This window comes from Nocardiopsis sp. NPDC058789, from assembly GCF_042745575.1.
GTDB lineage: Bacteria > Actinomycetota > Actinomycetes > Streptosporangiales > Streptosporangiaceae > Nocardiopsis > Nocardiopsis eucommiae.
In genome coordinates this window covers 331,808-345,898 of the sequence record NZ_JBHYOW010000002.1, presented here as the reverse complement: position 1 = coordinate 345,898, position 14,091 = coordinate 331,808, and the positions used below count along the sequence as shown (strand labels likewise).

The following is a 14,091-nucleotide window of genomic DNA, read 5'->3' as shown; positions in this document are numbered from 1 at the left end:
CAGCGGCTGGTCACCGTCTCCGCCGGTCACCGTCCCGGACCATGTCCACGAGCAGCCGGAGCACGAACATCGCCGTGGCGGCCAGCAGCACCCACGCCAACAGGTTCAGCGCCTTCGTGTGCGTGGCCAGGTCCGGCCAGGACACCCCCTGTGCCTCGGTGACGTTGAACAGCCCCACCGACATGAACCCGGTGACCACGGCGAGCACCGTCATCACCGCGCGCCACACCACCGAGCGCAGGAGTCTTCGGTCCTCGGGGTGGGCGAACAACCGCGCCTGCACCGTGAACCGGCCCTTGTGCAGCTGGTCGGTGATCCGGTCCAGTCTGCGCGGCAGCCGTCGCAGGGTGGGCAGCAGGGCGATCAGCTCCGCAGACGCCATCTCCCGCAGGTTCCCCGTTCCCAGCTGCTCGGACATCCTGGCCCCCGCGTACCGCTTGGCCTCCGCCACGGTGTCGAACCCCGGCGCGAGGTGGACCAGCGTCCCCTCCAGCGTGGCCAGCGCGCGGAAGACCCCGGCCAGCTCCCCGGGCAGCACCAGCCCGAACCGGGTGACCAGCATCAGCAGCTCGGTGAACATCCGCATGCTCGCGGTGGCGCCCCCGTGCAGGTAGCGCGCCATGAACTGCCCGAGGGACCTCCGCAGCCGCTCCGCGTCGATCTCCCCCGGATCGTCCACCACGTCCAGCAGGGTGTCGGTCAGCAGGACCGCGTCGCCCCGGTCGATCGCCAGGAGCATCATCTGGAGGGCCTCCCGGGTCCGGGCGTCGAGGCGCCCCACGGACCCGTAGTCCAACAGCCCCACACCGCCCTCGTCGAGGACGAGGATGTTGCCCGGATGCGGGTCGGCGTGGAAGATCCCACTCATCAGCACCTGTTCCAGCAGGCAGTCCAGCAGGACCCTGGCGAGGCGCTCCCCCTCCTCCACCGAGAGGTCACCGACACCCACCTGGGTTCCGTGCAGGCGCTCCATCACCAGGACCCGACGGCTGGTGTAGGCCTCGTACACCTGCGGGATACGCACCGGCGTACCACCCGTGGCGTCCGCGACCGCCGCGATGTTGGCGGCCTCCACCTCGAAGTCGAGTTCCTCCAACAGCGCCTCGGCGAACCCGTCGGCCAGTTCGAGCACCCCGATCGCGGGCCCCCAGTCGGTGTGCTCGTCGAAGCGGCGGGCCAGCCTGCGGATGATGTCCAGGTCCCGCCGGACCACCGGCACGATCCCCGGCCGCTGCACCTTCACTACGACCTCCTCGCCCCCGTGGAGCCGCGCCGGGTGCGCCTGCGCGATCGAGGCGGCGGCCAGGGGCTCGGGGTCGAACCCGGCGAAGACCTCCTCCAGGGGGCGCCCCAGCTCGCCCTCCACGCACTCGCGCACCCGCTCGAAGGGCACCTTGGCCACCTCGCTGTGCAGACGGCCCAGCTCCTCCACGAAGGCCGGTGGCAGCAGGTCCCGCCGGGTGGCCAGCACCTGCCCGAGCTTCACGAACACCACCCCGGCCTCCTCCATGGACCGGGCCAGGGAACGCGCCAGACGCCGCTGGACCGAGGTGTCCTCGATCCCCTTCCTCCCGCCCAGCACGTAGCCGCCCAGACCGTGGCGGGCCAGGATCCACAGGATGCGCCGGTACCTGCCGAGCCGCCCGAACCAGTTCCTGGCCTCCCGGACCATGGCCAGCGGCCGGAAGCGGGTGCCCCGGGGCAGCAACAGCTCCAGGCCGACGAAGGCGAGCATGGCGCCCACCGCCATGGCGAAGAGCATCAGGGACATGTACCCGGGGTCCTCCATGTCGGCCGGTTCGAGGGAGTTCAGCGCCTCGAAGCTGCCGTAGTAGGCCAGGATCGCGCCCACCGAACCCAGAGGTGCCCCGACCAACGCCGCCAGGGCCAGCCTCGGCAGGTTGAACGGCACGTCCATGAGCCGACTCGCGAGCTTGCCCAGGCCCAACAGGACCAGGACCAGGACGACCAGCGACACGACCTGACTGACGACCATGCCGAACACCGAGGTCACGGTCAGTGTTTCCATCAACGTCCTTCAGCCGGAGGAGGGCGGGGAGACCTCAACACTGTCACCCCCGGGCACCCACCGACAGCCCCGGTCCCCAGCCTGTGGACAACCCCCGCGCCCGCGCCACCGCCCGCGACCGGCGCCGCCGAACCGAGGTCCCCGCGGCCCCGTCCCGTCCGTCCGGCCGCACGCGTCCCGGGCCGGAGGAGCGGGCGGAGCTGAACCCGCCCCGCACCTGCGTACTTCGCCCCCGGCCCGGCGTACTTCGCCCTGAAGCGGCGTACCTCGTCTGGGTTCGCTGCGCTCCGGACACACGAGGGGCCCACGGGCCTGCCTCCCGTGGGCCCTCGGTTCGGTCAGCGGATCAGCAGGTCAGCTCCCATGAGCACTCGATCTCGCCGCCGTCGGTGACCTCGGCGCGCTGCGTGACCGTGCCCGTACGGGCCTGGTTGCCCAGGTGCTCGGCCAGCCGGACCACCACGGCGTTCTGCACGTCGAGGGGCGCGCCGCCGGTGTGGCCGTTGTTGACGACGCTGAAGTACAGCTCGCCGCCGTCCGGGCCCTGCACGTAGCCCGACAGGGCGCTCACCCCGGTCATCGTGCCGGTCTTGGCCTGCGCCACTCCTTCGGCGGCGGTGCCGCGCATCCGGTTGGCCAGCGTGCCCCCGACGAACGGGTCGCTGTCGCCCGCCACCGGCAGCGAGTGGTGCCACACCTCGTACCAGGGAGCGTCCTGGGCGCTGTCGAGCAGGTCGACGACGGTGTTGGCGGTGACCAGGTTGCCCCGCGACAAACCCGAGCCGTCGGTGAGGACCAGGTCCGAGGTGTCCACGCCCAGCTGCTGGAGCGCGGTGTCCTCGGCGGCGAGACCCGCCTCCCACGAACCCTCGCCCGCGACCTCGCGGCCGAGGGTCTTCGTCAGCATCTCCGCGTGCCCGTTGTTGCTGAACTTCATGAGCGGGACCAGGACTTCGCTCAGCGGCATGGAGGTGTGCTCCCCCACCACTCGGGGCCGGTGCCATTCGGTGGGTACCTCGCCCCGCGCGACCCCGCCCTTCACGGCGACCCCGTTCTCCTCCAGGGCCTGGGCGAACAGGTGCCCGGCCAACCCCGCGGGCTCGTCCACGGTGCGCAGCGCCACCACCGGTCCGGCGTTCACCGACAGCGACCCGGTGACGGTGACGGTGTTGGTGCCCACCGGTCGGTCGACCGTGATCCCGGTGCCCTGCCCCGCCGGGGCGGTGACGGCGCGGTTGTCGAGTTCCACGTATCCCTCGGCGGCGCCCAGGTCCACATGGACGGGAGCATCCGCGGAGGCGGCCGTGACGGTCACCTCGGTGACACCGGTGTCGTAGCGCTCGCCGTGGGCCACCGTGAGCGCGGAGATCTGCGCCGAGTACGCGTACGGCTCGTCCTCGGGCCACCAGTCGTCCACGAGGCGCTGCGCGTCGAACCACGAGTCGTCGGCGAACACGTCGCCGACGGAGGTCACCCCGGAGTCGGCCACGTCGGCGGCGAGGGAGTCGAGGTCGTCGGTGTTCAGGGTCGGGTCACCACCGCCGACCAGGTAGAGCTCCGGCACGTCCCCTCGGCCCGGGCGGCGTTCCACCACGGCCTCGGTGGCGAAGGTGTGGTCTTCCCCCAACACCTCCAGCGCGGCGGCGGCCGTGAAGAGCTTCGTGTTCGAGGCGGGCAGCAGCGGGGTGTCCGCGTCCCGCGAGTAGAGCGTCTCTCCGGACTCGGCGTCGGTGACGACCACACCGGAGGTCGCGCCCTCCAGCACGGGGTTCGCCAGGATCGTGTCGAGGTCGGCGCGCAGGTCGGCGGCGCGTTGGGCGGGCTCGGCGGTGTCGGCCCAGGCGGGCGCGACCGGGGCGAGGGCCACCAGCGGGGCCGCGGCGAGGGCGACCAGCCAACGGCGTGGGGGTGCGGGGGTCATGTGTCTCCTCCGGAAGGACCGATCGGGAGCATGCCAGGAGAACGTAACCGACCGTTTCACTCCACGCCAGGACGCCACCGGCGGTTCGATGGCAAAAGGGGCGTCTCAAACGGGGCACACACGGACGGGGCGGGCCGGGGATTCCCCGGCCCGCCCCGTGTGCGGCGCCTAGATGAGCTCGATCGCCTTCGAGTAGTGGCACGCGTCCCGGTGCCCGGTGCCCCGGTCCCTCAGGTCCGGCGGCTCCTCCACGCACCTGGTGCGCTCGGCGTCCGAAAGCTCGTTGGCGAACTTCGGGCAGCGCGTCCGGAACCGGCAGCCCGAGGGCGGGTCGGCCGGGCTCGGGATGTCACCGGTGACGGTGATCCGCTCCCGGGTCCGTTCCTTGACCGGGTCCGGCAGCGGGATCGCCGAGATCAGCGCCTGGGTGTACGGGTGCGCCGGCGAGCTGAACAGCTGGTCCGTCGTGGCCGTCTCCACCATCTTGCCGAGGTACATCACGGCCACGCGGTCCGCGATGTGCTTGACCACCGACAGGTCGTGCGACACGAACAGGTAGGACAGCCCCAGCTCGTCCTGGAGGTCCTCCAACAGGTTGATCACGCCCGCCTGGATGGACACGTCCAGAGCCGAGACCGGCTCGTCCAGCACCAGCACCCTCGGGTTGAGCGACAGCGCCCGGGCCACGCCGATGCGCTGCCGCTGGCCCCCGGAGAACTCGTGCGGGTACCGCGACCCGTGCTCGGGGTTGAGCCCCACCAGTTCGAGGAGTTCCGACACCCGCCTCCGGGCGTCCCGGTGCCCGGACCCGTGGATGCGCATGGGCTCCGCGATGATGTCCGCGACCGTCATGCGCGGGTCCAGGGAGGCGAAGGGGTCCTGGAACACCAGCTGGAGGTCCTTGCGCAGCGGCCGCATCCTGCGGTCGGACAGGCCGTGCAGCGGCTGTCCCAGGTAGGTGACCTCGCCCGAGGTGAGCTTGATCAGGTTGAGCAGCAGCCGCGCCGTGGTGGACTTGCCGCAGCCGGACTCGCCCACCAGCGCGAGGGTCTCCCGCTCGCGCAGGTCCAGGGAGATCCCGGAGACCGCCTGCACCGCGCCGACCCTGCGCCGCAACAACCCCTTGGAACGGATCGGGAAGTGCTTGACCAGGTCGGTGGCGGTGAGCAGGACCTCGGGTCCGGCCGTGTCGGAGGCCGCGCGGGAACCCTCCTCGTCCGCCTCCCCCCGGTACCCCTCGCGGGCCTCGGCCACCTGGGACTCGGCCGCCTCCACCTCGGCCACGGATCCCACGCCCTCGGTGTCCACGGAGGTGGCCCGGAACAGGTCGCCCGCCTCCGCGCCCACCAGGTCCTCGCTGAAGTGGCAGGCGGCGGTGTGCCCGGAGAGCCCGTCGCCCGTCTCACGCTCCGGTGACCCGTTCTCGATGGCCAGCAGCCGGGGCTCCTCCTCGTGGCAGCGCTCCCTGGCCATGGGGCAGCGCGGCGCGAACCCGCAGCCGCCCGGCAGGTCCCGCAGCGAGGGCGGGGTGCCGAGGATGGGGGTGAGCCGGTCGCCCCGGTCGCCGTCCAGTCGCGGCAGCGAGCCGAGGAGTCCCAGCGCGTAGGGCATGCGCGGCCGGTAGAAGACCTCCTCCACCGACCCCATCTCCACGATCCGGCCCGCGTACATCACGCCCACCCGGTCGACCTGCCCGGCCACCACGCCGAGGTCGTGGGTGATGAGCACCAGGGCGGCCCCGGTCTCCTGGCGAGCGCGCTGGAGGGCGTCCAGCACCTGCGCCTGGACGGTCACGTCGAGCGCCGTCGTGGGCTCGTCGGCGATGATCACGTCCGGGTCGTTGGCCATCGCGATCGCGATCACCACGCGCTGGCGCATGCCGCCGGACAGCTCGTGCGGGTACTGCCTGAGCCGCTGTTCGGGGGACGGGATGCCCACGATCTCCAGCAGCTCCAGCGCCCGCGCCATGGCGACCTTCTTGCTCACCTTCCGATGGGCGAGCACCGCCTCCGCGATCTGGTACCCGATCGTGTAGACGGGGTTGAGCGAGGTCAGCGGGTCCTGGAAGATCATCGCGATCCTCTGCCCCCGGACCTGGCTGATCTGCTTGTCGTCGAGCCCGATGATCTCCTGGCCCAGCAGCCGGGCCGAACCCTCCACCCGGGCGTTCCTGGGCAGCAGGCCCATGATCGCCATGGACGTCACGGACTTGCCCGACCCCGACTCCCCCACGATGCCCAGGGCCTCGCCCCGGCGCACCTTGTAGGAGACCTGCCGGACCGCGGGCAGCGGGCCGTCGTCGGAGGGGAAGGTGACGCTGAGGTCGCTGACCTCCAGCACCACGTCGTCGGTGTCCGCCACGGCGGTGTTTCCCTTGTTCTCGTACTCAGTCGTCATCGCCGCACCCTGGTCTGTCGTGGGTCGAGGGCGTCCCGGAGGCCGTCACCGATGAAGTTGATCGTCAGACAGATCAGCACCAGCAGCACACCCGGCGGATAGAACAGCCACGGCCGCGTGGACACCGCCGTGCGCGCGCTGCCGATCATCTGGCCGAGGGAGATGTCCGGCAGCTGGATGCCCAGGCCGAGGAAGGACATGCCCGCCTCCGCGAGGATGGCCACGGCCACCAGCAGGGTGGCGGCGACGATGATCGGTCCGGCCGCGTTGGGCAGCAGGTGCCGGAGGATGATCCACGGCGCCGAGGCCCCCGACGCGCGGGCCGCCTCCACGAACTCCTGCTCCCTCAGGGACAGGACCACACCGCGCACCACGCGGGCGATGGTGGCCCACGAGAAGATCGAGATGATCAGCGCGATCGCGGACCACGAGGTCCCGGCCCCGCTGTTGCCCGCGATCGCCGCGGCGGCCACGAGCAGCGGGACGATCAGGAAGATGTCCACGACGCGCATCATGAACGCGTCCACCCGGCCGCCGTAGTACCCGGCGGTGGCGCCCCACACGGAGCCGACCGCGGTGGACAGCAGCGAGACGGTGAAGGCGACCTTCAGCGTCTGCTGGGCGCCGCGCATGAGCTGGCCGAGGACGTCGTGTCCGGCGGCCGAGGTGCCCAGCGGGTGCGCCCCGGACGGCGGCTGGTTGCTGGGGATCTCCTTGTAGACCGTGTGGTCCCAGGCCCAGAGGAAGGGTCCGACGAACGCGAACAGGGCGATGACCGCCAGGAGCACCAGGCTGATCATCGCGGGCCGGTGTCGGGTGAACCGGATCAGGATGGTCTGGAGCTGGGTCTGGTCGGCGCTGCTCCTCTTCCGCTTCTTCGCCGGGTCACGGCGCGCGCTCTTCGACATGCCGTTCTCACTCATAGCGAATCCTCGGGTCCAGCACGGCGTACAACAGGTCGGCCACCAGGTTGGCCAGGATGACGATCGTGCCGCTGAGCAGCAGCCATCCCATCAGCGCGAAGGAGTCGTTGTTGTCCACCGCGGTGATGAAGAAGTCACCCAGACCGCGCCACTGGAAGACCACCTCGGTGAGGATGGCCCCGTCGATGACGCCCGCGACGCCGATGGCCACCACGGTGGTCAGCGGGATGAGCGCGGTGCGCAGGGCGTGACGCCGGATGACCGTGTGGTTGCGCAGGCCCTTGGCCCGGGCCAGGCGCACGTAGTCGCTGTTCATCACCTCCAGCATCGAGGTGCGCTGGTAGCGGCTCCACGACGCGAAGCTGATCAGCATGAGCACGATCGTGGGCAGCGCCATGTGCGCGAAGGCGTTGAGGAACTGGTCCCACAGCGGCGCGCCCTCGGCTCGGAACCGCCCGTCACCGATGGTGGCGAACACCTGGTCGCCCACCAGCTGGTTGAACTTGACCCCGGCCGCCTGCATGATGCCCGCGAACCAGAAGGTCGGCAGGGCCAGGGCGAGGAAGCCGACGAACGTGAGGGTGTAGTCGAGTTTGGAGTACTGGCGCAGCGCGCTGATCACACCGGTGATGATCGCCAGGCCGAGCGCGAAGACCATGGACGCGCCGACCAGGCGCAGGGTGGTCCACAGGCGTTCCGCGATGGCGGTGCCGATGTCGTAGTGGGGGCCCTGGGTGGAGGGGCCGAACTCCCCCTGGAGCAGTCCGATGTCGCCGTTTCCGCCGATTCCGGTCACCCACAGCCAGTACCGCTCCGGCATGGAGCGGTCGAGGTAGAGCCGCTCCTCCGCCTGTTGCAGTACTTCCTCTGTGGGCGGTGGCTGGGCCATCCGGATGTCGGCGAGCGGGTCACCGGAGACGTCGATCATCACGAAGGTGAGGATGGATGCGAGGACCAGGACGGGGAGCGCGCCCAGGATGCGCCGCATCGTGTAAACGAGCATGGGAGTGATCCTTCAGGGGTGGACGAGGACCGGTCCGGCCCCGGGAGGGTGTCCCGGGGCCGGACCTGGGTGGTTCGCCTGACTAGCTGGCGACGTCCCACTCACCGATGTTGTAGGTGGCTCGGTAGCTGGACTGAAGGTTGTCGTGGACGTTCACGAGGCGGTCGGAGTTGGCGAAGAAGTAGTTCGGCTCCGCCATGATCGGGAGGACGTAGGCCTCCGGGACCAGGATCTCCATGGCCGCGTTGGCGTGCTCGGCCGCCGTGTCCAGGTCGGGGGCGTTGGCCACGTCGCCCGCCAGGTCGTCGACCTCGTCGTTGGAGTAGCCGCCGAAGTTGCTGCCGCTCTCGGAGTGCCAGAACTGCTCCGGGTTGCTGGTGAAGTACGGGGAGCCCGACCAGCCGTACTGGACGATGTCGTACTCCGTCGCGGCGAGCATGCCGCCCAGGTCGTCGGTCATCTCGATGTTGGTCGTGATGCCGATCTCGGAGAGCTGGGCCTGGATGAGCTGGACCGAGGTGTTGCGCACGGTGGAGTCGGTGCTGCGCAGACGGAACGGGCCGATCTCCTCGCCGTCCAGGGTGAGGGTTCCGCCGTCGAGCTCGTAACCGGCCTCCTCCAGGATGCTCTTCGCCTCGTCGAGGTCGCCGGTGCCCTGCGTCTCGCCCTCGAAGTGGTCGACGTAGTAGGGGCTGTCGCTGCCGAAGACGTGGTTGTTCTTCAGCTCGTAGTCCGGGTAGCCGGCGCCGAAGTTGCGGTTGGCGATGTCGTCGCGGTCGATCGCGGTGAAGATCGCGCGGCGCAGCTCGACGTCCTGGAGCGTCTCGTTCTTCAGGTTGAGGTCGACGTGCTCCCAGGTGGCGCCCTCGGCGACGGTCACCTCGGCGTTGGCGACGTCCTGGAGCTGGAGGATCACGTCCTCGCTGTAGTCCGCCGGGTTGCCCCCGTCGATCTCGCTGTTGACGAAGGCGTTCACGAAGGTGCCCTCGTCGGTGTTGTACGGCATGGTGATCTTGTCGAGCGCGGGCGCCTCACCGAAGTAGTTCGGGTTCGGCTCCTTGACGACCTCGTTCTCCAGGTCCCCGGCGGTGATCATGTACGGGCCGCCGGACCACTCGGGGCGCTCGGCGTGCAGCCAGTCGTAGAACTCGCCCAGCTGGTCGGCGTCGTCGACGTCCCAGCCGTTCTCCTCCGCGAGGTGGGCGGGCAGGAAGCCGCCGGCCTGGCTGTGGGCGTCGAACAGGCCCATCCACTCCGGGTCGGCCAGCCCCTCCTTCAGCTGGAAGGTGGCGGTCTTGCCGTCGACCTCGACGGACTCGACCTTGTCGAAGCTCGCGGCGGCGCGGGGGTCGCAGCCGCCGCAGTAGCCCTCGTCGGGGGAGGTGCCGAGCATCCAGGAGACGCGCAGGTCCTCACCGGTCATCGGCTCGCCATCGCTCCACACGGCGTCCTCGGCGAGGGTGATCGACCACTCGAACGGCCCCTCGTCGGGGTCGTCGTTGATGAGCTCGGGCTCCTCCGCGAGGACGTTCATGTCGTACTCGTAGGTCGCGTCCGGCTGCCACTGTCCGGTGTAGGGGAGCACACCGGAGAGCATCTGGATCACGTAGACGCTGCCGCCGGCGAGGCTGGTGGCCTGCCAGGCGCCGGGGAGGCTGTTGATGACCCAGGTGACCTCCTTGGCTCCGCCGTCGCCACCGTCACCCCCTCCTCCTCCACAGCCGCTGGCCACCATGACCGCTGACGTCGCCGCGGCGGCGAGTGCCAACGTCTTTCGGCGCTTGAACATAGTCACACCCTTGATCACTCATGCGAACAGGCCACGGGGTGGGCGCCCACGGGGCACAACCCACCAAAACTAGGCGATTAGTCGATTAGAAGACCATTAAGGGAAATGTCTGTATAGCCCCAATGCCGATTTCGTGACCCATCCGCAACCGGCCCGCGCCCGGGCGAGCCGGAACGAGTCACGCACTCTCAATACACCGGCAACAACCAGGACATCCCCACATCATGCCAGGTCAAGCGGACACGTGGAACAGGGGCCCAGGCCAGCGGGATTCGGACACACTGGAAAAGTATTCGGGTTCAATCAAGGGCTTCCAGAGCAAAGACACAAACGTAAACGACGTTTAACTACGGCCTCGAAGCACGCAACTACCGAGAGAGAACAGGACAAACGACCCAAACTTCACACACGGCTCCATACATGCACCCGAGGACATCTAATACCACCCCTCCCCGCCTCACCTCTCCCGGAGAGCAATTCATGGGATAACCCGGTCATCACTCCATGGAAAGCGACACGGGGGAGGAAACCTCCTTGCGCCTGTCCTGAACTCCACGCACGAGATGACCGAAACCGCGATGCCCGTACCCACGAAGCGGATAGGGTTCCCAGTGACGACCTCCGTCATCCTCAGCGCCCCGCCCAGCGAGAGAGGCATCCGCCGTGTCCGAACCGGTCCGCCTGGTCTGCCCCGTCGGCCGTAAGTACGTGGAGCTGTGGGGTGGTTACGCTCTGCTGGCCCTGGGCGCCGTGGTCGTGGCCGTCGACCCCACCCACTGGGCCAATATCGTGCTCGGCGTCCTCCTCGGGCTCCTCGGGGCCGCCTCGGCCGTCGACGGACACCGGATCAAGGCCCCGGTACTGGAGGTCACCGAGGACGAGTTCCGCTACCGGCGCGGCGCCTACGTCGTGCGGGTGCCCTTCATCGACATCGGCTCCTACTACGTGCTTCCCGGCCGGATCCGCTCCCTCGGCCTGTGCGACCACACCGGGCGCCCCAAGCGCTTCCCCTCGCTCAAGAGCCGCCGGACCTCGCGCACCTACCTGCCGCTGACCGGGATGACCAACCCGGCGAAGGTGGAGGCCTTCATGGCCGTCGCGGGCATCCCCCCGCGCAAGCGCTCCCTGTCCTCCTGACGCTCCCGCGAGCTCCCCTGAGCGGTCGCGACAGAGCAGTCATCTGTGAACACAACAGATCATTTCGCCCACACGCGCCCCAGGAACATACCGACGCAAGGCAGCTTCATCTAGTCTCGATGGGGTGAAGCAGTCCAGAATCACCGCCATCCTGACCGTCGCGGGGATGCTCGCGGCCATGTGGGTCCTGGAGATCCTCGACACCCCGCTCGGGGGACACCTCGACCGGCAGTTCGGAATCCAGGCCCGCAACGCCGACGCACCCTGGACCGTGCTGACCGCGCCCTTCATGCACGGCAACTTCGCCCACCTGATCGGCAACTCACTGCCGTTCCTGGTGCTGGGCGCCCTCGTCGCCTTCAGCGGCCTGGGCCGGTTCCTGCTCACCACGCTGATCGTCGCCGTCGTCAGCGGCGTCGGCGTGTGGCTGTTCACCCCCTCACACGTCGTGACGGTGGGCGCCAGCGGGCTGGTCTTCGGCTACTTCGGCTACACGGTGCTGCGCGGCATCATCGAACGTCGGACCGTCGACATCGTCATCATGATCTGTGTGGTCATCTTCTACGGAACGATGATCTGGGGGGTTCTGCCCCAGCACCCGGGCGTCTCCTGGCAGGCGCACCTGTTCGGCTTCCTGGGCGGGCTCCTGTCCGCCTACGTGCTGCCCAGGCGCGACACGGGCCAGGCCAACCAGCGGAGCGTCGGCGGCGCCCAGGGCGGCTACTACGCCCCCTGATCCCCGCGCACCGCACGACGACGGGGCCGGCTCCCGGAGGGGAGACGGCCCCGTCGTCGTGTCCGGACCGGTCAGAACTCCAGACCCTCGGCGTCCTCCATCAGCGTGCGCTCCAGGAACAGCGGGTTCTGGGCGAGCCACTGACGCGCCCCGGCCGCGGGGTCGGTGACCCCGGGGCCGACCGTGAGCGCCTCCAGGGAGGCCAGCTCCTCGTCGTCCATGGTCCAGTTGCGCAGCCACTCGGCCAGTTCGGGGTAGTCCTCGGCGAACCCCGCGCGACCGATCGAGTGCAGCCCCTCCGTGCCGCCCATGCCGCCCTGCGGGTCCTCCAGGTCCCGGAGGTCGTACTGGGCGTAGGCCGGGTGCGGACGCCACAGCGTCACGACGATCGGCCGCTCCTCCGCGATCGCGGCGTCCAGCCGCTCCATCATCCCCGCGCCCGACGACGTCTCCAGCTCGAAGTCCCCGTCCAGCCCGTACAGCGGCATGGCCTGGTCACGCGTGACCTGGGTCAGGCCCGCGTCCGGCTCGATGCCGACGATGGTGCCCCCGAGCTCGTCCGCGTGCGCCGGGAGGTCGTCGATCTCCCGCACGTCCCGCACGTACTCCGGGACCGCGAGGGTGAGGACGGCGTTGTCGTACCAGGAGCCCAGGCTCTCGATGTCGTCCCGGTGCTTCTCCATGTACTCGTGGTGGGTGACCGGAAGCCACATGTCGAGGTAGAGGTCGAGCTCGCCGTCGGCCACCCCCTGGAAGGCCGGGGCGACGTCGACCTCGGTGACGGTGACGTCGTACCCCTTCTCCTCCAGGACCGCCTCCCACATGTGGGTGACCGCGACCGCCTCCTCCCAGGGGATCAACGCGATGTCGACCTCCCGCAGGTCCTCATCCGCTCCCTCGGAGTCCCCCGAGCAGGCGGACAGCAGAAGCGCGCCGCTCAGACCGGCGGCGGCCAGCCCCGTTCCTCGCCTACGTCCGACCTTCATGTATTCGTTTCCCTCGCTACGCACACGTGCGGAGCCGACCGAGGAGAGGGGGGAGCCCAGGGGGCCCTCGGTACCGGCTCCGGGACTTCGCCCAGACGAAGGCCGCCCCCACACTCGGTGAAGGCGGCCGTCATCGTATGTCTACCCCATCAAAGGGGACGAGTGGTACACCCCGTGACGGGTGCCACACTCTGGGTTCTAGAAGTTCAGGCCCTCGGCGTCGTCGCCCAGGGTGCGCTCCAGGAACTCGGGGTTGTCGGCGAGCCACTGACGGGCGCCGGCGTCGGGGTCGTCGACGTCGTCACCGACGGTCAGCGCCTCCAGGCTGGCGAGCTCGTCGTCACTCATGTCCCAGCCCTCGAGCCAGGAGGAGAGCTGCGGGTAGTCGTTGCCGAAACCGTCACGGCCCACGGCGTGGATCGTCTCGGCGTCACCCATGAGGCCCTCGGGGTCCTCGAGGTCCTTCAGGTCGTGCTTGGCGTAGGCCGGGTGCGGACGCCACAGCGTCACGACGATGGGCTCCTCCTCGGCGATCGCGGAGTCCAGCTCCGCGAGCATCGCCGCACCCGAGGAGGTGACGAGCTCGAAGTCGTCGTCCAGCTCGTAGCCGGGCATCGCGGAGTTCTGGGTGGTGTCGGTGAGACCGGCGCCCGGGTCGATGCCGACGATCCGGTTGTCCAGCTCGTCCGCGTGGTCGAGGAGGTCGGGGATCGAGTTGACGTCCTCCATGTAGGTGGGGACGGTCAGCGTGAGGATCGCGTTGTCGTACCAGGAGCCGAGGTCCTCCAGCTGGTCCCCGTAGTCGTCCCAGTACTGCTGGTGGGTGGCGGGCAGCCAGGTGTCCAGGAACAGGTCCACGTCACCGTTGGCGGCGCCCTGGTACATCGGGGCGACGTCGACGTCGGTGACCTCGACGTTGTAGCCCTTCTCGTCCAGGATGGCCTCCCACATGTGGGTGACCGCGATCGCCTCCTCCCAGGCGATCAGGGCGATGTTGACGTCCTGGAGGTCGTCACCCGTGCCCGAGCCGCCCTGGCCCTCGCCGGAGCCGCCGGTCAGGTCCTCACCGTTGCCGCCACAGGCGGTCAGGAGGAGGACCCCGCTCATACCGGCCGCGGCCAGACCCATCATGCGCTTACGGCTGTACATCTGATTCCTTCCATCAGGACT

Annotated in this window: 10 protein-coding genes; 2 read left to right on the top strand and 8 right to left on the bottom strand. The window is 69.5% G+C overall.

Going from position 1 to position 14,091, the window contains the following annotated elements:
• Nucleotides 1–10: 10 nt before the first annotated feature.
• The 6 genes from ACFW3L_RS03655 to ACFW3L_RS03630 form a co-directional block, all read right to left on the bottom strand.
• Nucleotides 11–2,029: an ABC1 kinase family protein gene (locus ACFW3L_RS03655; protein WP_378735942.1), complete on the bottom strand. Its 2,019-nt coding sequence runs from the start codon at nucleotides 2,027–2,029 to the stop codon at nucleotides 11–13.
• Between the two features lie 346 nt (nucleotides 2,030–2,375).
• A complete protein-coding gene (gene dacB / locus ACFW3L_RS03650) occupies nucleotides 2,376–3,950 on the bottom strand; it encodes a D-alanyl-D-alanine carboxypeptidase/D-alanyl-D-alanine-endopeptidase (protein ID WP_378735940.1) in 1,575 nt (524 codons plus the stop codon).
• A 168-nt stretch (nucleotides 3,951–4,118) separates the two neighbouring features.
• A complete protein-coding gene (locus tag ACFW3L_RS03645) occupies nucleotides 4,119–6,347 on the bottom strand; it encodes a dipeptide ABC transporter ATP-binding protein (RefSeq protein WP_378735938.1) in 2,229 nt (742 codons plus the stop codon).
• Nucleotides 6,344–7,270: an ABC transporter permease gene (locus ACFW3L_RS03640; protein WP_378735936.1), complete on the bottom strand. Its 927-nt coding sequence runs from the start codon at nucleotides 7,268–7,270 to the stop codon at nucleotides 6,344–6,346. The genes ACFW3L_RS03645 and ACFW3L_RS03640 overlap by 4 nt, the downstream gene beginning before the upstream one ends.
• Nucleotides 7,263–8,273 carry an ABC transporter permease gene (locus ACFW3L_RS03635; RefSeq protein ID WP_378735934.1) on the bottom strand — a complete coding sequence of 337 codons (1,011 nt, stop codon included), beginning with the start codon at nucleotides 8,271–8,273 and terminating at the stop codon, nucleotides 7,263–7,265. The genes ACFW3L_RS03640 and ACFW3L_RS03635 overlap by 8 nt, the downstream gene beginning before the upstream one ends.
• An 82-nt stretch (nucleotides 8,274–8,355) precedes the next feature.
• Nucleotides 8,356–10,062 (bottom strand): ABC transporter family substrate-binding protein, encoded by a 1,707-nt coding sequence (locus ACFW3L_RS03630; RefSeq protein WP_378735932.1) that lies wholly within the window; start codon nucleotides 10,060–10,062, stop codon nucleotides 8,356–8,358.
• Nucleotides 10,063–10,725: 663 nt separating this feature from the next.
• Between ACFW3L_RS03630 and ACFW3L_RS03625 the strand changes: the two genes are divergently transcribed.
• Nucleotides 10,726–11,199, top strand: coding sequence for a hypothetical protein (locus ACFW3L_RS03625; protein ID WP_378735930.1), 474 nt, complete (start codon nucleotides 10,726–10,728; stop codon nucleotides 11,197–11,199).
• Nucleotides 11,200–11,323: 124 nt separating this feature from the next.
• Nucleotides 11,324–11,935, top strand: coding sequence for a rhomboid family intramembrane serine protease (locus ACFW3L_RS03620; RefSeq protein WP_378735928.1), 612 nt, complete (start codon nucleotides 11,324–11,326; stop codon nucleotides 11,933–11,935).
• A gap of 71 nt (nucleotides 11,936–12,006) precedes the next feature.
• Here ACFW3L_RS03620 and ACFW3L_RS03615 read toward each other — a convergent pair whose 3' ends face one another.
• Entirely contained in the window at nucleotides 12,007–12,921 is a 915-nt protein-coding gene (locus ACFW3L_RS03615) for a glycine betaine ABC transporter substrate-binding protein (RefSeq protein ID WP_378735926.1), read from the bottom strand.
• A gap of 198 nt (nucleotides 12,922–13,119) precedes the next feature.
• Entirely contained in the window at nucleotides 13,120–14,070 is a 951-nt protein-coding gene (locus ACFW3L_RS03610; RefSeq protein WP_378735924.1) for a glycine betaine ABC transporter substrate-binding protein, read from the bottom strand.
• Between the last annotated feature and the right edge of the window lie 21 nt (nucleotides 14,071–14,091).

Excerpts from the sequence above, each read along its gene's own strand:
- ACFW3L_RS03655 (WP_378735942.1), bottom strand. The coding sequence starts at position 2,029 with ATGGAAACACTGACCGTGACCTCGGTGTTCGGCATGGTCGTCAGTCAG.
- dacB (WP_378735940.1), bottom strand. The coding sequence starts at position 3,950 with ATGACCCCCGCACCCCCACGCCGTTGGCTGGTCGCCCTCGCCGCGGCC.
- ACFW3L_RS03645 (WP_378735938.1), bottom strand. The coding sequence starts at position 6,347 with ATGACGACTGAGTACGAGAACAAGGGAAACACCGCCGTGGCGGACACC.
- ACFW3L_RS03640 (WP_378735936.1), bottom strand. The coding sequence starts at position 7,270 with ATGAGTGAGAACGGCATGTCGAAGAGCGCGCGCCGTGACCCGGCGAAG.
- ACFW3L_RS03635 (WP_378735934.1), bottom strand. The coding sequence starts at position 8,273 with ATGCTCGTTTACACGATGCGGCGCATCCTGGGCGCGCTCCCCGTCCTG.
- ACFW3L_RS03630 (WP_378735932.1), bottom strand. The coding sequence starts at position 10,062 with ATGTTCAAGCGCCGAAAGACGTTGGCACTCGCCGCCGCGGCGACGTCA.
- ACFW3L_RS03615 (WP_378735926.1), bottom strand. The coding sequence starts at position 12,921 with ATGAAGGTCGGACGTAGGCGAGGAACGGGGCTGGCCGCCGCCGGTCTG.
- ACFW3L_RS03610 (WP_378735924.1), bottom strand. The coding sequence starts at position 14,070 with ATGTACAGCCGTAAGCGCATGATGGGTCTGGCCGCGGCCGGTATGAGC.